Annotated in this window: 14 protein-coding genes; 11 read left to right on the top strand and 3 right to left on the bottom strand. The window is 59.9% G+C overall.

The window, feature by feature from the left end:
• Positions 1-144: 144 nt before the first annotated feature.
• The 10 genes from urtB (at position 145) to ureC (ending at position 9,016) form a co-directional block, all read left to right on the top strand.
• Positions 145-1,647, top strand: a complete 1,503-nt coding sequence (gene urtB / locus AC3IUE_RS03010; protein ID WP_489265473.1) for an urea ABC transporter permease subunit UrtB — start codon at positions 145-147, stop codon at positions 1,645-1,647.
• Positions 1,647-2,726 carry an urea ABC transporter permease subunit UrtC gene (gene urtC, locus AC3IUE_RS03005; RefSeq protein ID WP_489265471.1) on the top strand — a complete coding sequence of 360 codons (1,080 nt, stop codon included), beginning with the start codon at positions 1,647-1,649 and terminating at the stop codon, positions 2,724-2,726. Before urtB ends, urtC begins: the two co-directional genes overlap by 1 nt.
• Entirely contained in the window at positions 2,723-3,595 is an 873-nt protein-coding gene (gene urtD / locus AC3IUE_RS03000) for an urea ABC transporter ATP-binding protein UrtD (RefSeq protein WP_056746276.1), read from the top strand. The genes urtC and urtD overlap by 4 nt, the downstream gene beginning before the upstream one ends.
• Before the next feature lie 134 nt (positions 3,596-3,729).
• Positions 3,730-4,428: an urea ABC transporter ATP-binding subunit UrtE gene (urtE, locus tag AC3IUE_RS02995; RefSeq protein ID WP_489265469.1), complete on the top strand. Its 699-nt coding sequence runs from the start codon at positions 3,730-3,732 to the stop codon at positions 4,426-4,428.
• A gap of 43 nt (positions 4,429-4,471) precedes the next feature.
• Positions 4,472-5,311: an urease accessory protein UreD gene (locus AC3IUE_RS02990; protein WP_489265467.1), complete on the top strand. Its 840-nt coding sequence runs from the start codon at positions 4,472-4,474 to the stop codon at positions 5,309-5,311.
• A gap of 159 nt (positions 5,312-5,470) precedes the next feature.
• Positions 5,471-5,773 carry an urease subunit gamma gene (gene ureA, locus AC3IUE_RS02985; protein ID WP_033055605.1) on the top strand — a complete coding sequence of 101 codons (303 nt, stop codon included), beginning with the start codon at positions 5,471-5,473 and terminating at the stop codon, positions 5,771-5,773.
• A gap of 9 nt (positions 5,774-5,782) precedes the next feature.
• On the top strand, positions 5,783-6,316 hold the full coding sequence (locus AC3IUE_RS02980; RefSeq protein WP_489265464.1) for a GNAT family N-acetyltransferase: 534 nt from the start codon (positions 5,783-5,785) through the stop codon (positions 6,314-6,316).
• Between the two features lie 6 nt (positions 6,317-6,322).
• Positions 6,323-6,856 carry a GNAT family N-acetyltransferase gene (locus AC3IUE_RS02975; protein ID WP_489265462.1) on the top strand — a complete coding sequence of 178 codons (534 nt, stop codon included), beginning with the start codon at positions 6,323-6,325 and terminating at the stop codon, positions 6,854-6,856.
• A complete protein-coding gene (locus AC3IUE_RS02970; protein ID WP_030128285.1) occupies positions 6,856-7,161 on the top strand; it encodes an urease subunit beta in 306 nt (101 codons plus the stop codon). The genes AC3IUE_RS02975 and AC3IUE_RS02970 overlap by 1 nt, the downstream gene beginning before the upstream one ends.
• 154 nt (positions 7,162-7,315) lie before the next feature.
• Positions 7,316-9,016 carry an urease subunit alpha gene (gene ureC, locus AC3IUE_RS02965; RefSeq protein WP_489265459.1) on the top strand — a complete coding sequence of 567 codons (1,701 nt, stop codon included), beginning with the start codon at positions 7,316-7,318 and terminating at the stop codon, positions 9,014-9,016.
• Between the two features lie 63 nt (positions 9,017-9,079).
• Here ureC and AC3IUE_RS02960 read toward each other — a convergent pair whose 3' ends face one another.
• From AC3IUE_RS02960 to AC3IUE_RS02950, 3 genes are all read right to left on the bottom strand, one after another.
• Positions 9,080-14,185: an NEL-type E3 ubiquitin ligase domain-containing protein gene (locus tag AC3IUE_RS02960; protein WP_489265457.1), complete on the bottom strand. Its 5,106-nt coding sequence runs from the start codon at positions 14,183-14,185 to the stop codon at positions 9,080-9,082.
• 548 nt (positions 14,186-14,733) lie between these two features.
• Entirely contained in the window at positions 14,734-15,039 is a 306-nt protein-coding gene (locus AC3IUE_RS02955; protein WP_489265455.1) for a chaperone modulator CbpM, read from the bottom strand.
• 23 nt (positions 15,040-15,062) lie between these two features.
• Positions 15,063-16,010: a DnaJ C-terminal domain-containing protein gene (locus AC3IUE_RS02950; RefSeq protein WP_489265453.1), complete on the bottom strand. Its 948-nt coding sequence runs from the start codon at positions 16,008-16,010 to the stop codon at positions 15,063-15,065.
• Positions 16,011-16,307: 297 nt separating this feature from the next.
• Here AC3IUE_RS02950 and AC3IUE_RS02945 point away from each other — a divergent pair, with 297 nt between their 5' ends.
• Complete coding sequence (locus AC3IUE_RS02945) at positions 16,308-17,582, top strand: Hsp70 family protein (protein ID WP_489265451.1); 1,275 nt, start codon at positions 16,308-16,310, stop codon at positions 17,580-17,582.
• Positions 17,583-17,675: the final 93 nt, after the last annotated feature.

Below are 17,675 nucleotides of genomic sequence, written 5' to 3'. Positions count from 1 at the left end.
GGCACCAACCCCGAGGCCAACACAAATCCCTGTGGGAGCGAGCCTGCTCGCGATGAGGCCACGACAGTCGACATTGATGGTGAATGTCAGACCGCTATCGCGAGCAGGCTCACTCCTACAATTAGTCCGCGCAAGGCCATGCATATGCCCACTGCCTTTTACCGCTTCATCCTTGCTCTCGCGCTGTTATTACCGATGGCCGCCCAGGCCAGCGACGCCGAAGACTTCGTCGCAGCCAATCCCGTGCAACAAGCAAAACTCCTGGAAACCTGGGCCGCGCAGCCCGATCCGGCCCGTATCGAGCTGATCAACGCCCTGCAACAAGGCGAGCTGACCGTCGACGGCCAACCGAAAACCCTGCGCCTGAACAACCGTCTGCGCGGTCTGATCGACACCGCACTGGCCAGTCACCAATTGCTCGCCAGCGACGCCAAAACCCGCCTGGTCGCCGCGCAGCAATTGCAGAAAAGCGCCAAACCGGCGCAGCTGAAATTCCTCGACCAGCAACTGGCTGGCGAAAAAGATGAAAGTGTCCATGCCGCTTTAAGCCTGGCCCTGGCCAACCTGCAACTGGTGGACACCGACCCGGCCGTACGCCTCGCAGCGGTGCGTCTGCTCGGTGAAACCGGTGATCCGCTGGCTCGCACTCGCCTCGAAAGCCTGCTGCAACCTGGTGTCGAAGCCGACGCCGGTGTACGCACCGCTGCTGAAACCAGCCTCGCGCAGGTCAAACGCAAACTGCTGATCGGCGAGATCCTCGGCCAAGCCTTCAGCGGCATGTCGCTAGGTTCGATCCTGCTGCTTGCCGCACTCGGTCTGGCGATCACTTTCGGCCTGCTCGGCGTGATCAACATGGCTCACGGCGAGATGCTGATGCTCGGCGCGTACTCGACGTACGTAGTGCAGCTGATGTTCCAGCGCTTCGCCCCGCAAGCCATCGAGTTCTACCCGTTGATCGCGTTGCCGGTGGCGTTTTTCGTCACCGCCGCCATCGGCATGGCGCTGGAGCGCACGGTGATTCGCCACCTCTACGGCCGCCCGCTGGAAACCCTGCTCGCCACGTGGGGCATCAGCCTGATGCTGATTCAGCTGGTGCGACTGGTGTTCGGTGCGCAGAACGTCGAAGTGGCCAACCCGGCCTGGCTGTCGGGCGGGATTCAAGTGCTGCCCAACCTCGTGCTGCCTTACAACCGCATCGTGATCATCGCGTTCGCGCTGTTTGTGGTGGTGCTGACCTGGCTGCTGCTGAACAAGACGCGCCTCGGTTTGAACGTGCGCGCCGTCACCCAGAACCGCAACATGGCGGCCTGCTGCGGCGTGCCGACCGGGCGCGTGGACATGCTCGCCTTCGGTCTCGGCTCAGGTATTGCCGGTCTCGGCGGCGTAGCTCTCAGCCAGATCGGCAACGTCGGCCCGGACCTCGGTCAGAGCTACATCATCGACTCGTTCCTGGTGGTGGTGCTCGGTGGCGTCGGCCAATTGGCCGGTAGTGTGCTCGCCGCGTTCGGCCTCGGTATTGCCAACAAAATTCTCGAACCGCAGATCGGCGCCGTGCTCGGCAAGATCCTGATCCTCGCGCTGATCATTCTGTTTATCCAGAAACGTCCGCAAGGCCTCTTCGCACTGAAAGGACGGGTGATCGACTGATGAACCAGCCCCTGATGCTCACGGCCACGCAAAAGGCCGGCCCCAAAGTCACGATCGCGGTTGGCATAGTGATCCTCGTTCTGCTGCTGGCATTGCCGTTGCTGTCGTTGTTGTCGCCGGACAGCACGTTTCACGTCTCGGCTTACACGCTGACGTTGATGGGCAAGATTCTTTGCTACGCAATTGTCGCGCTGGCCCTCGATCTGGTCTGGGGATACGCCGGTCTGTTGTCCCTCGGCCACGGCCTGTTCTTCGCCCTCGGCGGTTATGCGATGGGCATGTACCTGATGCGCCAGGCTTCCGGTGATGGTTTGCCGGCATTCATGACGTTCCTGTCGTGGACCGAATTACCGTGGTACTGGACCGGCACCAGCAGTTTCCTCTGGTCGATGTGTCTGGTGGTGTTGGCGCCGGGGTTGCTGGCGCTGGTGTTCGGCTTCTTCGCCTTCCGTTCGCGGATCAAGGGCGTGTATTTCTCGATCATGACCCAGGCCCTGACCTTCGCCGGGATGCTGCTGTTTTTCCGCAACGAAACCGGGTTTGGCGGCAACAACGGCTTCACCAACTTCCGCACCATTCTCGGCTTTGGCATCACTGAACCGGGGACTCGCGCCGTACTGTTTTTCGCCACCGTGGTGTTGCTGGTGGCTAGCCTGTTTATCGGCTGGCGTCTGGCGCAGAGCAAGTTCGGTCGCGTGTTGACCGCCCTGCGGGATGCGGAAAACCGCCTGATGTTCTGCGGTTACGATCCGCGTGGATTCAAGCTGTTTGTCTGGGTGTTGAGCGCGGTGTTGTGCGGCCTGGCCGGCGCGCTGTACGTGCCGCAAGTCGGGATCATCAACCCGAGTGAAATGTCACCGACCAACTCCATTGAAGCCGCGGTCTGGGTGGCGCTGGGTGGTCGCGGCACGCTGATCGGCCCGCTGCTCGGTGCCGGTGTAGTCAACGGAATGAAGAGCTGGTTCACCGTGGCTTTCCCGGAATACTGGCTGTTCTTCCTCGGCGCGCTGTTCATCGTCGTGACCCTGTACCTGCCCAAAGGCGTGATCGGCTTGCTGAAAAAAAGGGGTGAACAATGAGAGTCACTGCGACGGCTGAATTCATGCTCGAACCGGCGTTTTTTCCACCACTGGAACCCAACAGGGACGCCGGCAGCAGCCGTGACGCCATCGGCCTCGGCCAACGCGTCGGCCCCGGCCTGAACACCCGCCACGGCACGATCCTGACGCTGGAAGACATCAGCGTCAGCTTCGATGGTTTCAAGGCGCTGAACGATCTGAATCTGTACATCGGCGTCGGCGAATTGCGCTGCATCATCGGCCCCAACGGTGCGGGCAAGACCACGCTGATGGACGTGATCACCGGCAAGACCCGCCCCAGTCATGGCAAGGCCTGGTTCGGTGAAACTCTCGACCTGACGCAGATGAGCGAAGTGCAGATTGCCCAGGCCGGCATCGGTCGCAAGTTCCAGAAGCCGACCGTGTTCGAAGCCTTGAGCGTTTTTGAAAACCTGGAGCTGGCGCAGAAAACCGACAAATCGGTGTGGGCCAGCCTGCGGGCGCGACTGAGTGGCGAACAGAAAGATCGCATCAGCGAGGTGCTGGAGACCATTCGCCTGACCACGTCGGTCAATCGTCCGGCGGGTTTGCTGTCCCATGGTCAGAAACAGTTTCTGGAAATCGGCATGTTGCTGATGCAGGACCCGCAACTGCTGCTGCTCGACGAGCCGGTGGCGGGCATGACCGACGCCGAAACCGAATTCACCGCCGAACTGTTCAAGAGCCTCGCGGGCAAACATTCGCTGATGGTGGTGGAACACGACATGGGCTTCGTCGGCTCCATCGCCGACCACGTCACCGTGTTGCACCAGGGCAGCGTGTTGGCCGAAGGGTCGCTGGAACAGGTGCAGGACAACGAGCGCGTGATCGAGGTTTATCTCGGTCGGTAGACCTGCGAACACCTTTCCAACTGTAGGAGTGAGCCTGCTCGCGATAACGGTGGGTCAGACAACATATTTGTTGATTGAAAGACCGCTATCGCGAGCAGGCTCACTCCTACAGGGGATTTGAGGAGAATTTGAAAATGCTGCAAGTCGACAAGCTGCACCAGTATTACGGCGGTAGCCACATCCTGCGGGGCCTGACGTTTGAGGTGAAGGTCGGCGAAGTCAGCTGCCTGCTCGGGCGCAACGGCGTGGGCAAGACCACCCTGCTCAAGTGCCTGATGGGTTTGTTGCCGGCCAAAGAAGGCGCGGTGAACTGGGAAGGCAAACCGATTACCACGTTCAAGCCACACCAGCGGGTGCACGCCGGCATTGCTTACGTGCCTCAGGGTCGGGAAATTTTCGGCCGGCTGACCGTGGAAGAAAACCTGCTGATGGGCCTGTCGCGATTTCCCGGCGCTGAAGCCAAGGAAGTCCCGGCGTTCATCTATGAGCTGTTTCCGGTGCTGCTGCTGATGAAGCAACGGCGCGGCGGCGACTTGTCCGGTGGCCAGCAGCAGCAATTGGCGATCGGCCGAGCGTTGGCCAGCCGTCCACGCTTGCTGATTCTCGACGAGCCCACCGAAGGCATCCAGCCATCGGTGATCAAGGAAATCGGCGCGGTGATCAAGAAGCTTGCGGCCCGTGGTGATATGGCGATTTTGCTGGTGGAGCAGTTCTACGATTTCGCCGCCGAACTGGCCGATCAGTACCTGGTGATGTCCCGGGGCGAAATCGTGCAACAGGGTCGCGGAGAAAATATGGAGGCCGAGGGTGTACGCGGTCTGGTTACGATATAAGGCTACGATCTAATCTGTAGCGTCCTAACGAAAATTAGAGATCATGAATTTACCTGTTCCCACTGCCGTGTTTACCCCCAGCTGGCACGCCGAGCTGGAACTCGGCTACGCCCGATTCGGCGACAGTACGCGCCCGGTTCAGCGCCGCCACAAAGGCCCGCTGCGGGTACAGAAGCACCTGTATGCCGAAGGGCCTGAGGTTTGCCAGCACATCATCGTGCACCCGCCGGGCGGGATTGCCGGTGGCGATCGGCTGGACATCTCGGCCAGTGTCGGCCGTGATGCCTGGGCGCAAATCACCAGCCCTGGCGCGGCCAAGTGGTATCGCGCAGCGGGACCCGCTTATCAGCAGCTGGATTTGAAAGTAGCGAGCGGTGCGACACTTGAATGGTTGCCACAAGAGACAATCATTTTCAGTGCCGCCCAGGCGGAGCTCAGCACTTCCATTGATCTGGAAGGCGATGCGCGGTTGTTTTACTGGGATGTGGTGGCGCTAGGTCGCCCGGCCAGCGGCGAGCGTTTCGACCTCGGGCATTTTCAGGCGCAACTGGACATCCGCCGTGACGGCCAGTTGCTCTGGCATGAACGCCAGCGCATTGTCGGAGGCGATGGTTTGCTTGATTCGCCGATTGGACTGGATGGACAACCGGTGTTTGCGACGTTGTTGGTGACCGGCGACATCGATAGCGACTTACTGGAGAAATGCCGTTCACTGCCCCGTGACGTGCGCGGTGATCTGACCCAGTTGCCGGGGCTTTTAGTCGCACGTTGCCTGGCCGGTGAAGCGCTGTTGGCGCGGGGCTGGCTGATTGATTTGTGGCGGTTGCTGAGGCCTGCTTTGTTCGGCCGAGAAGCCTTGCCACCCAGAATCTGGAGTACCTGAAATGCGACTCAACTGTGGGAGCGAGCCTGCTCGCGAAGACGGCGGCACATCCGACATCTATGTGACTGACACACCGCATTCGCGAGCAGGCTCGCTCCCACAGGTAACGCGTTCACAGATCTGAATGACTTTTTAACTGCCGATTATGGATTCCAAACGATGGACCTGACCCCACGCGAAAAAGACAAGCTGTTGATCTTCACCGCCGGCCTCGTGGCCGAGCGACGTTTGGCGCGCGGCGTGAAACTCAACTACCCGGAAGCCATGGCCTACATTTCCGCCGCGCTGCTCGAAGGCGCGCGTGACGGCCGGACCGTGGCCGAGCTGATGCACTTCGGCACGACCCTGCTCAGCCGCGAACAAGTGATGGAAGGCATCCCGGAAATGATCCCGGAGATCCAGGTCGAAGCGACCTTTCCCGACGGCACCAAACTGGTCACCGTTCACCAACCGATCGCCTGAGGCCGCGCCATGACTTACCACATCCGCGATGCAGCGCATGCCGACTTGCCGGCGATCCGCGACATCTACAACGACGCCGTGCTCAACACCACGGCCATCTGGAACGAACAGGCCGTGGACCTGGGTAACCGCCAGGCCTGGTTCAGCGCCCGGCAATCCCAGGGTTACCCGATTCTGGTGATCGTCGACGGCGACAACACGGTACTGGGCTACGCTTCATTCGGTGACTGGCGGCCGTTCGACGGGTTCCGCCACACCGTCGAGCATTCGGTTTACGTGCGCAGCGACCAGCGTGGCAATGGTCTCGGCCCGCAATTGATGATCGCGTTGATCGAGCGCGCCAAAGGCTGCGACAAACACGTGATGGTCGCCGCCATCGAAAGCGGTAACGCCGCGTCTATTCGCCTGCATGAACGAGCCGGTTTCGTGACGACCGGCCAGATGCCTCAGGTGGGCACCAAGTTCGGTCGCTGGCTGGACCTGACTTTTATGCAACTGACCCTCAATCCTGGCGCGGAGCCGCCGACTGCCAACAAGGAGTAATTGCCCATGAACGCCGCCCAACTGCGCCGCGTCAATGTTGAAAGCTTTGCGCACTATCGTCAGGGTTTGATTGATCTGCTGCTCGACGCCGTCGGCTATGGCGCCAGCGTCGGGTTCATGGCCAATCTGGACGCCACCCAGGCCCGAGCCTATTTCGATGATGTCCAGGAGAACCTGAACAAGGGCAATGTGCTGCTGTGGGTGGTGGTCAAGGACGAGCAAGTGCAGGCCAGTGTGCAACTGACCCTGTGTCAAAAGTCCAACGGCCTGAACCGCGCCGAAGTGCAAAAACTGCTGGTGCGCGAACATGCGCGTCGCCGGGGTCTGGGGCAGCAGTTGATGAGTGCGCTGGAAACGGCCGCCCTCCAGCACAAGCGCGGCATGCTCTACCTCGACACCGAGGCCGGCTCTCCCGCCGAAGACTTCTACAAAGCCCTGGGTTACACCCGCGCCGGCGTAATCCCCGACTATGCCTGCGACCCGAGCGGTCGCTACAAACCGACCGCGCTCTACTACAAGATTCTCCAAGGAGCCCATTGATGATTCCCGGTGAATACCAGATCCAGCCCGGTGACATCGAACTCAACGTGGGCCGCCGCACCCTCAGCCTGAAGGTGGCCAACAGCGGCGACCGTCCGATCCAGGTCGGCTCGCACTATCACTTTTTCGAAACCAACGACGCCCTGACCTTCGACCGCGCCGCCAGCCGCGGCATGCGCCTGAACATCCCCGCCGGCACCGCCGTGCGCTTCGAGCCGGGACAGAGCCGCGAGGTCGAGTTGGTAGACCTGGCCGGGCATCGCCGGGTGTTCGGGTTTGCCGGCAGGATCATGGGCGATCTGTAAGTAATGCAGTGCCGGCTCTGGCCCCATCGTCGGATCGCCGCCCGGAGCAAGCTCGCTCCCACAGGGGAATGCGATCAACTGTGGGAGCGAGCTTGCTCGCGATTAGCGAGCTATGCGAGCGGTCTCAAATTCAATTGAATCTCAAGGCGAACGAATGAAGATTTCCCGTCAGGCCTACGCCGACATGTTCGGCCCCACCGTCGGTGACAAGGTCCGTCTGGCCGACACCGAGCTGTGGATCGAGGTCGAAAAAGACTTCACCACCTACGGCGAAGAAGTGAAATTCGGCGGCGGCAAAGTCATCCGCGATGGTCAGGGTCAAAGCCAATTACTGGCCGCAGAAGTGGTCGACACGCTGATCACCAACGCGCTGATCATCGACCACTGGGGCATCGTCAAAGCCGACGTCGGCCTCAAGGACGGGCGCATCGCCGCCATCGGCAAGGCCGGCAACCCCGACATCCAGCCGAACGTGACCATCGCAGTCGGCGCCAGCACCGAAGTCATCGCCGGTGAAGGCATGATCCTCACCGCCGGCGGCATCGACACGCACATCCATTTCATCTGCCCGCAGCAGATCGAAGAGGCATTGATGAGCGGCGTCACCACCATGATCGGTGGCGGCACCGGCCCGGCCACCGGGACCAACGCCACCACCTGCACCTCCGGCCCGTGGCACCTGGCGCGCATGCTCCAGGCCGCCGATGCGTTCCCAATGAACATAGGCTTCACCGGCAAGGGCAACGCTAGCCTGCCGGAACCGCTGATCGAGCAGGTCAAGGCCGGTGCCATCGGCCTAAAGTTGCACGAAGACTGGGGCACCACCCCGGCGAGCATCGACAACTGCCTGAACGTCGCCGACCAGTACGACGTACAAGTGGCGATCCACACCGACACGCTCAACGAATCGGGCTTCGTCGAAACCACCCTCGCCGCCTTCAAGGGCCGCACCATCCACACCTATCACACCGAAGGTGCGGGCGGCGGTCACGCGCCGGACATCATCAAGGCCTGCGGCTTTGCCAACGTGCTGCCGAGCTCGACCAACCCGACCCGGCCGTTCACCCGCAACACCATCGACGAACACCTGGACATGCTGATGGTCTGCCATCACCTGGACCCAAGCATTGCCGAAGACGTGGCCTTCGCCGAAAGCCGCATCCGTCGTGAAACCATCGCCGCCGAAGACATCCTTCACGACCTCGGCGCGTTCTCGATGATCAGCTCCGACAGCCAGGCCATGGGCCGCGTTGGCGAAGTCATCACGCGCACCTGGCAGACCGCCGACAAGATGAAAAAGCAGCGAGGTCCATTGCCCGGTGACGGCGAAGGCAACGACAACTTCCGCGCCAAACGCTACATCGCCAAGTACACCATCAACCCGGCGATCACCCACGGCATCAGTCATGAAGTGGGCTCGATCGAAGTGGGTAAATGGGCCGATCTGGTGCTCTGGCGCCCGGCGTTCTTCGGCGTCAAACCAACGCTGATCCTCAAGGGCGGCGCCATCGCCGCCAGCCTGATGGGCGATGCCAACGCGTCGATCCCGACGCCGCAACCGGTGCATTACCGTCCGATGTTTGCCAGCTACGGTGGCTCGCTGCATGCCACCAGCCTGACCTTTATCAGCCAGGCTGCTTCGGATGCCGGGTTGCCGGAAGCCCTGGGTCTGAAGAAGAAAATCGCCGTGGTCAAAGGCTGCCGCGACGTGCAGAAAACCGACCTGATACACAACGATTACCTGCCAGACATCGACGTCGATCCGCAGACTTATCAGGTCAAGGCCGACGGCGTTTTGCTGTGGTGTGAACCGGCGGATGTGTTGCCGATGGCGCAGCGCTATTTCCTGTTCTGACACCTCAAGCGTACAAAAGCCCCGAGTGCACAATGCGGCACTCGGGGCTGAGACGTTCAGGTATCAGTTGCCCGGGGCAACCGTAAAAGGTATTTCAACCCGATTCAGTTTCGCCCGGTCCATGGCTTCCTGGGTCAGCTGCAACAGCAAGGCTTCACGCTCGGCCTTGATCGTTTCCAGCGCTTGGGCGTAGGCCTCGTCGGTCATGATGTGGCCGGGGGCAAAGGCACTTTCCGGCTCGCCAAGCTCAGCGGCCAGTACGCGGATTCGCTCTTTCAAACCAGCCTTTTCCTCCAGCGACAGCGTTGCGCTGTCGGCCCGTTCATCCAGGGCAACCTTGAACTCGGTGGTGGTAATGGTCTTGCGATCAATCGCCCTGAAGCGCGAGCCATTCAAGCGCTCGACGAAGGACTTCCAGAAAGGTTGCTCGGCAATCGAGTTACGCAGCAGGTCACCCTCCTCCAGCCCCAAAACCCGTTGATAGGCGCCCTCGATCATTTCGCTGGTGACGCCTGCGATCTTGCGAAACTGCATGCCGCGCGCCTGCCATGGCAGGTCCAGCCTCTCTGCCAGGTCCGTCATGAAGGCCAGGTGAACCTCCACCTCATCGATGGTGCCTGTGACATTACGTGCGGCGTCCAAACGTCGGAATTGTTCACCCGCCGCCTCGCGCTCCACGATATGACGCTTGGCGATTCTCTCGACTTCATCCAGGCGCGACTTGCCCTTTGCCAGGCTCACCAGCTCAGCCTCGATCAAACCGTTATTGCCGAGCGCCAATGCTTCGTGGACCAGCACCTCCACACCCATGACGTTGAAAAGCTGTGTGGCGCCATCGACGCAGTTGGATCGCATGTTGGCCTCCCTGAAAAACTGCTCTCGTAATGGAGCGTTCTCAGCCATGGTGTCCATCATTCGCCAGACCTTGGCCGTCAAATCGGCTCGATAGACCTTGCTGGCGGTGAAGTCGGCGGACAGGGTCAGGGCATTGATTTCTTCAAAAAAATCCGTTGAGTTGAATTCATCCTCAACCGCGTTCCAGACCTCTTGCTTGCTGACCCAATCACGTCGGGTCAATCCTTCCTCCCACTGGATGCTGGTGCGCACACCCATGGGAGGGTAAGGACGCTCAGGGTCCATGCCCGCCGAGCGAACATAGTCTTTGAGGCGTTCCAGATTTTCAGCTGACATCCACGCGGGCTCGCGACTGAGCCAGGTACGCCCCAACAGCTCTGCGCCCCACGTGCCCGGCGTAACGCGCGGAATGTCCGTCAACACGTTGTAACGCAGGTCCAGGAAAAAGTGCCTGAACCGTGGTCGGTCAAACAGCCCGGGAGGCCACGTGGTGGCCCCTGTATGAGTCAGCACCAGGGTATGCAAGTCAGGCATGCGACTGATGTTCGGTAACAACCCCAACGGGTTTTCACCCAAACGTAAACTGGCCAGCAGGGTACGGTTTTTGAGCATCTCGCGATCGAGGATGTTAAGCACAATCCGGTTTCGCGTGAGATCCAGGTCTGTCAGGTGCGGCATTTGGGCGATGCTCGATGGCAGCGACGTCAATCTGTTCCGCGCAAGGTCCAGCACCTGCACCTTGCGAAAGGAACGAAGAAAAGGTTGCTCGACATTCGATAGCCCGGTATTGCGTAACCACAGACGCGTGACGTGATCGAAGTTGGCCGCCAGTCGGGGCATACGATCGATGTGCATATGCAATTCAAAATCGCTCAGGTCCAGTGTCTGTCCAAGAACCCTCCCACTCGCATCCACGTGCCTTGGCCCCGTACGCTGCCAACACTGCCTGAGCTTTTTGGCGAGGGTGTTCCTGGCATTCCACTCGGCAATGCCACTGGGGCTCAAACGAAAATCCCGGGTCGGCCCGTTCACCCAGCGTTTCAGGGTTGAAACCATCTGGTTGAATTCGATCTCAAGCGCCTGGACCTCTAGCCCAACCGAGGTATTTCGCTGACGCAAGGTCTCAATAAACGCATCGAGCTCTGTATCTGTGAGGGTTGGATAAAGGCTGCGCACGCGAAGCCGTGCATTCGACTCCCCGGAAACGCTTCGATAGCCGTCCATGCCTCCAGGCAGCTTCATTGTGTGCGGATCGTAAGCCGGTTTACGAATGGGATGCTCGAGCAACGTCGACGCGAACTGATCATGGCTCAGGGGTGAGCGCTGTACATTAAACTTGAGCCGTGCGTCTTCGTGAATGCCATAGCCCAACGCGTTGCGTTGCGCATCCGGCAGGGCGTGCAAGACCGAAGCATAGAACTCATCGCGGCCGTGCAAATGCCGATCATCCGCGTCCCGCGTCTGGTAACGCCCGTCTTCCTCGAGAATCAGCACCTTGCGGATGGGCGCACTTTCCGGCCCCACACTGGCGTGCAGCTTCCCGCCGAAACCCAGTTCGTGAATTTCGATCCGCACCTCATCGGACCACCCGGGCAGGCCAGCCAAGGAGCCCAGTTCGAGCCTGCGCGAGTCGGCACTGGCCAGCTCCTCAAGGTAGAGGCCCTCATAAGCCCGGTTCAATCGCACCCGGTCACGCACTGCCCGGGCCTGTTGACGCAAGCGCAGCGAGAGACGCTGTTTTTCGCTCAGGTGTTGCAGATCGGCCGGCTCGGCATGCTCCAGCAATTCCAGCGCAACGCTGGCCGGCAACTCCGGAACGTCATTGAGCACTCGCTGCACACGAGGGTCGCTGGAAACATCGCGGCCTTTGTAAAGTGCATCGAATACGGTTTTCTTGTGCTTCCCTGCCTGCACAACCAACTGCTTGCGTAGCGCATCAATACGCTCAGGTGTACCCACCGCGACCTCATCGCCGAGCAGGTCGCGAATCTCGGTTTCGTTCAGCGATTCAATGACTCGCTCGGGCAGCTTACCGGCAGCCACTTCGGAACGACTGACCTTGATCGTCATCGGCTCGGATGCCGTTGCATTGCCGTGTTTGACGGAGGTCCCGGAACGATCCGACGCCTCGAAAACTTCCAGGGCCCTATTCTCGGGCCAACGCGGCAGTTCAACCGTGACCTCTGGCACAAAGCCAATCATCGTCTCTGGAATCTGGTTAGCCGCGATGTGCTGCGGGAATCGTTCCGCATCGGCATAGGTATTGAAGCGCAAGAAGGTATCGCACAGCAGCGCGGGCGGGGTTTCATGCTCGACGTGCAACCGGCGCAGCAGGCTTTCGTCTACCCCGCTCACGTGTTGAATCATGCCTAACGTCTGCGCAGAGTATCCGTCGAGCGTGGTGTGCATGCGCTGCATCAACCGTTTCGCTTCCCACTCCAGCGGCCGCTCGGTCTCGACCTTCCAGGCACCGGCCTTGTTGTGCTCCACCACCGGCTTGTAGGCCGTGGGACGCTGCGGATGTTCCAACCGATGCTGACCCGTCACCGGGTCCTGGCTCACCTGATAGTGTTTTTCCTCCAGCCGCAGCCACTGCTTGTCACCCAGTTCGATCAGACCGATGTCGTTGGGCACGGCATTGTCCGGCAGCGCCACCGGGTGCGCATAAGGCCCGACGTCGGATTTCCACAATCGGGTCTTGCCATCGGGCATCTCCACCGGTTCAAGGCTGTCGATCAGCGCGCTGGGCTTGACCGTTGCGACGGCCCCCCGGGGCAGCACATGCCCGGCGCCCATCAGCGCCAATTGGGCAAAGTTGATCAGCACCCCGTTGATGTGCGCCCCGGCCTCCTCCCGGTCGCCCTTGCTCCAGTCTTCGATACCCTCCAGAAGTTCCTCGGCGATCTGCGCCACCATCACCCCCAACAGCACTTCGCCCACGCCCGGAATCAACATCCCGACGAAGTTGAACACGTTCCAGCCAATGTCCAGATAGCTGGTCAGGCGTTTCCAGCGCGTGGTGGCATCCTCATCGCCGGTCGGCACCGCGATGACCCGCGCATCGGCGATGGCTTTATTGCGTTTGTCGACGTACAGCCATTGCCACCCGTCCCCGGCAATCAGGTTGGTGATGGGCTCTGCGGTCGGGTTTTCGACTGCGGTTTCCCGCCACCAGGGGCCCATGTCCAACGGCTCGCGTTGTTGCCAGACAACACGCGTCAGCCGCTCTTTGACCCGGGCGAAGAATTTGCCCTTGTCCTTCTGCGCCACGAAGCGACTGAAAAACTCCTGATACTGCGTATCGCGCAGCTGGCCAAGCAGCTCTTTCATGAAGTCGGCGAGCGAGTCGTACTCTTTCAGCGGGTGCAGCGGATCGTCCTGCACGTAGGCAATCACCGGTCCGTCCAGATGACTTTGCTGATAGATATCTTCGCGGCGCAGCATGTCCTCATGCACGCCGGCAGGGCCGTTGGCCAGGAACGACTGCAGCAGTTTGTACTTGTCGTAGTAACTACCCGTCAGCGCCGGCATGCGTTGCGACCAGTCGCTCCAGAACTTCAGACCGTCAGGCGTCAATTCGTCGACCAACGACTTGACCCTGGACGGCTGGCTCACCGCACTGAACAACACGATGCCGTGCAACGCGAAACCCATCAGCGAGAGCCGATGCCGGTGCAGTGGCTGACCATGAAAGGTGATATCGCGTTTGCCATCACGCACCTGTTGAAGTTTGCCGTAGGCAGACTCGCTGATATCTTTTTTCAAATAAGCCATCAACGCGTCCAGATTAAAGGACGCTTTCTGCGCGGCCAGCGCATGTTCTTCCAATAACTGCCGGGCCTTCGGGTCGGACGGCAACAGAATGCTTTTTATATGAGATTGATACTGCCCCCCCAGATCCAGGCGCCGACACAGCGTGGCGATTTTTTGGGTGGTCATTGTTGCTTCAAGTTTCAACTCTCCTTTGAAGTTCCTTGAATACACACCGGAACCGGTCCTGAAATGATCTTCAGCGGTTTCCGGCTCTTCGAAGTTGTGCAAGGCCGCCTCCAGCAGCGTGGATTCGCGCAGATAGCTGGCGCCACGGTCGATCGCCAGGAGAATCTTGTCCGGCACATACAGCTTCACCGTCAGTTGGCTGACGTCGACACGGGTGTTGAAATTCGACCTGATGAGCGTGGACAGCAAGGGTTTGGCGAACGCCTGAATGTCCTGTTGCAGGTTTTTCAGCGGGCCATCGACCTTCGCTTGCAAGCGCCAGCGCTCCTCGACCAGTTGCGAGAGGTAGCGCCGATTGAGGCTGGACGCGTTCATGTACCAATCGGGAAAAATTGTATTTAAATCATTTAAACCGTCCAGTGATAACAGTCGACTCACCGGCGCTTCTGTTATAGCGCTGGGCAGCGCCTGGACAATACGTTCGTGGTGAGGGCCTTTATGTGCAACTGGATTAACCGGAACTTGTTCAACACCTTCCAACCCTTTTAATTCAGACATTATGTAACAACCAAAGTAACGATAGGAGTGATCAGCTTAAGCGCCACCCCCTGAAATAAAAGACTAAAAAACTGCTGGACCGACGGCCATTCAATAGCGTGATCGTTCAACTATTAAAGAGTTGAACATACATATATAACACCCTTTGTTTTGCGTTGGTCTTATGCCCTATCGTCAAACAAGTAGTGGATGCGCATCAGGGCACGACAGAAGTCAGCCCCAGCGAGACCGAAGGCACGACGTTTAGTGTGGTGTTGCCGAGAGTGTCGCGGGTGGTTTTGTAGCCGATGATGTTCAGCAGCACCGCATTGTGGTGAGGGGATTGCCCCCTCGCCACCTATCGAGTGTTTATCCCTATATTTTGGCTACTCGACGATCAACCGAGCCAACCGCTGCTTGAGCATGCGATTCTCGGCGCGCAGTTGCTGCACTTCCTCAAGCAGGTCCAGCGCCAGGGCGACGCCTTCCCATTCCAGCTCCAGATCGTGCCGCAGCTTGGCGGCACGCTTGGCCAGTGCCAGTTCATAATCGTTGAAACGCCAATCCTTGGGCTGGTTGCCCTGAGGTTCGAGGATGCCGTGCTCGACGATCTCGATCACGTAGACGTCCGACAGGTCGGTCGCCTCACAGAATTCTGCCATGTCCAGTTGAACGATCAGGGGGTTGCTCATGATGGGCTACTCCGTCTCTTGGATCAGAAGTTTTCTCTGGGGTTGAAAGCCGCTTTTTTCGCCAGTTCCTGCCACAGCGCCTTGACCTCGTCGTCCGAGGTTTTAGGCATGACTGCCTTGAGTTGTACAAACAGATAACCGCGATGACCGGCCTTGTTCATCAAGCCGTGACCCTTGGCGCGCATGCGCTGGCCGTTCTGGCTGCCGGCCGGAACCTTGAGGTTGATCTTGCCTGTCAGTGTAGGCACTGCCACCTCAGTACCTAATGCCAACTCCCACGGAGCCAGCGGCAAGGTAATGATCAGGTTTTCGCCTTCGACGTCGAACTTGGGGTGCGGCGCAAAGCGAATGATCAGGAACAAGTCGCCATTGGCCCCGCCACCAGTGCCCGGTGCACCCTGACCCTTGAGGCGGATGCGCTCGCCGTCGGCCACGCCGGCCGGGATCTTCACGTTCAGGCTTTTGCTGGTATTGCTGACATGCTGGCCGGCAGCGTTGTACTGCGGTACCTGGAAGGTGACCTTCTTCGATTCGTTCGAAAGGGTTTCTTCCAGAAAAATCCCGAGTTCCATTTCCACGTCTTGCCCTCGACGTCCGGCGCTACGGCCCGACTGTCCATCACCAAAACCAGGGCCACGGTTGCCGAAGATCGAACTGAAGAAGTCCGAAAAATCGCCCGTATCCTGACCACCGCCGAAACCGCCTGCGCCACGCCCCTGCCAACCCGGCGGGCCCTGGAACGGTTGGCCGTGCTGGCCGTATTTGCGCAAGTCGTCGTATTCGGCGCGCTTGTCGGCGCTTTTCAGCGCTTCATAGGCTTCCGAGGCGTCTTTGAATTTGGACTCGGCGTCCTTTTCCTTGCTGACGTCCGGGTGATACTTGCGCGCCAGCTTGCGATAGGCGGCCTTGATCGCCTTATCGTCAGCAGTCGGCTCCACACCGAGAATCTTGTAATAGTCTTTGAAGTCCATCTAAGGATCACCATCCGTTATCGATATCGCGCCACCACCCGCAGCATGCGCTTATTGGCAGCCGCGAGGTTGACCGATCTCAAGATTGTGACCGGGTAGCGCATCAGAAGTTTATCGGCAGCGGAGGACGGTTCTTGCGACCGTCCGGGGGCTGCCAGGGTCGATGCAGACAAGTTTGGGGCATCGGGCCAGCTTATCAAGGCGCTATTCGTGGTGATTTAGCAGATAGTCGGCCTTCGAATCTGCGCCGCACTGACATACACTGCGCGGCCGTTTTTTAACCGGAACTCGAAAGACATGAAAAACGCATCTCCAGCCCGTGCCTGTGGTATCGACTTCGGCACGTCCAACTCCACCGTCGGCTGGCTGCGCCCCGGCATGGAAACGCTGATCGCGCTGGAGGACGACAAGATCACCCTGCCTTCGGTGGTCTTCTTCAACATGGAAGAACGCCGCCCGGTGTACGGCCGCCTCGCGCTGCACGAGTACCTGGAAGGCTATGAAGGCCGGTTGATGCGCTCGCTCAAGAGCCTGCTCGGTTCCAAGCTGATCAAGCACGACACCAGCGTCCTCGGCACGGCGATGCCGTTCAAGGACCTGCTCGGACTGTTTATCGGCCAGCTGAAAAAGCGCGCCGAAACCGCCGCCGGTCGCGAGTTCGATGAAGTGGTGCTCGGCCGTCCGGTGTTCTTCGTCGATGACGATGAATTGGCCGACCAGGAAGCCGAAAACACCCTGGTGGACGTGGCCCGCGCCATCGGTTTCAAGGACGTTTCGTTCCAGTACGAACCGATTGCGGCGGCCTTCGACTATGAGTCGACCATTGAAAAAGAAGAGCTGGTACTGATCGTCGACATCGGCGGTGGTACGTCGGACTTCTCGCTGGTGCGCCTGTCCCCTGAACGCCGCAACCACGACAACCGTCACGACGACATCCTCGCCACCGGCGGCGTGCACATCGGCGGGACCGATTTCGACAAGCAGCTGAGCCTGCAAGGCCTGATGCCGCTGTTCGGCTACGGCAGCCGGATGAAGAGCGGCGCTTACATGCCGACCAGCCACCACATGAACCTGGCGACCTGGCACACCATCAACTCGGTGTATTCGCAGAAGTCGACCCTGGCGCTGGGCAGCATGCGTTACGACATCGAAGACACTGGCGGCATCGATCGCCTGTTCAAGCTGATCGACCAGCGCGCCGGCCACTGGCTGGCGATGGAAGTGGAAGAAACCAAGATCCAGCTGACCCATGCCGACAGCCGCCATGTGCCGCTGGACCGAATCGAACCGGGTTTGAGCGTGGAGTTGAGCCGGGCACTGTTCGAATCGGCCATCGACAACTTGCTGGAGCGCGTGCGCAACAGCGTGACCCAGCTGTTGAACGACGCCAACGTGCGGGTCGATCAGGTGGATACGGTGTTCTTCACCGGCGGCTCGAGCGGAATTCCGGCACTGCGCAACAGCGTCTCGGCGATGTTGCCGAACGCTCGGCATGTGGAAGGGAACATCTTCGGCAGCATCGGCAGTGGCTTGGCGATTGAAGCGATGAAGCGCTACGGCAACATGGACTGATCCGAAACCGAGACGAGGCCATCGCGAGCAAGCTCGCTCCCACATTGGAATGCGTTCCCCTGTGGGAGCGAGCTTGCTCGCGATAGGGCCCTA

It is taken from the genome of Pseudomonas sp. GL_093 (genome assembly GCF_057837605.1).
Note: the sequence above shows the minus strand (reverse complement) of the source record. Positions and strands in the feature narration are given on the sequence as shown.

What these genes read in the sequence shown, in the direction of transcription:
- urtB (WP_489265473.1), top strand. Translation starts at nt 145, where the DNA reads ATGCCCACTGCCTTTTACCGCTTCATCCTTGCTCTCGCGCTGTTATTA.
- urtC (WP_489265471.1), top strand. Translation starts at nt 1,647, where the DNA reads ATGAACCAGCCCCTGATGCTCACGGCCACGCAAAAGGCCGGCCCCAAA.
- urtD (WP_056746276.1), top strand. Translation starts at nt 2,723, where the DNA reads ATGAGAGTCACTGCGACGGCTGAATTCATGCTCGAACCGGCGTTTTTT.
- urtE (WP_489265469.1), top strand. Translation starts at nt 3,730, where the DNA reads ATGCTGCAAGTCGACAAGCTGCACCAGTATTACGGCGGTAGCCACATC.
- AC3IUE_RS02990 (WP_489265467.1), top strand. Translation starts at nt 4,472, where the DNA reads ATGAATTTACCTGTTCCCACTGCCGTGTTTACCCCCAGCTGGCACGCC.
- ureA (WP_033055605.1), top strand. Translation starts at nt 5,471, where the DNA reads ATGGACCTGACCCCACGCGAAAAAGACAAGCTGTTGATCTTCACCGCC.
- AC3IUE_RS02980 (WP_489265464.1), top strand. Translation starts at nt 5,783, where the DNA reads ATGACTTACCACATCCGCGATGCAGCGCATGCCGACTTGCCGGCGATC.
- AC3IUE_RS02975 (WP_489265462.1), top strand. Translation starts at nt 6,323, where the DNA reads ATGAACGCCGCCCAACTGCGCCGCGTCAATGTTGAAAGCTTTGCGCAC.
- AC3IUE_RS02970 (WP_030128285.1), top strand. Translation starts at nt 6,856, where the DNA reads ATGATTCCCGGTGAATACCAGATCCAGCCCGGTGACATCGAACTCAAC.
- ureC (WP_489265459.1), top strand. Translation starts at nt 7,316, where the DNA reads ATGAAGATTTCCCGTCAGGCCTACGCCGACATGTTCGGCCCCACCGTC.
- AC3IUE_RS02960 (WP_489265457.1), bottom strand. Translation starts at nt 14,185, where the DNA reads ATGAACGCGTCCAGCCTCAATCGGCGCTACCTCTCGCAACTGGTCGAG.
- AC3IUE_RS02955 (WP_489265455.1), bottom strand. Translation starts at nt 15,039, where the DNA reads ATGAGCAACCCCCTGATCGTTCAACTGGACATGGCAGAATTCTGTGAG.
- AC3IUE_RS02950 (WP_489265453.1), bottom strand. Translation starts at nt 16,010, where the DNA reads ATGGACTTCAAAGACTATTACAAGATTCTCGGTGTGGAGCCGACTGCT.
- AC3IUE_RS02945 (WP_489265451.1), top strand. Translation starts at nt 16,308, where the DNA reads ATGAAAAACGCATCTCCAGCCCGTGCCTGTGGTATCGACTTCGGCACG.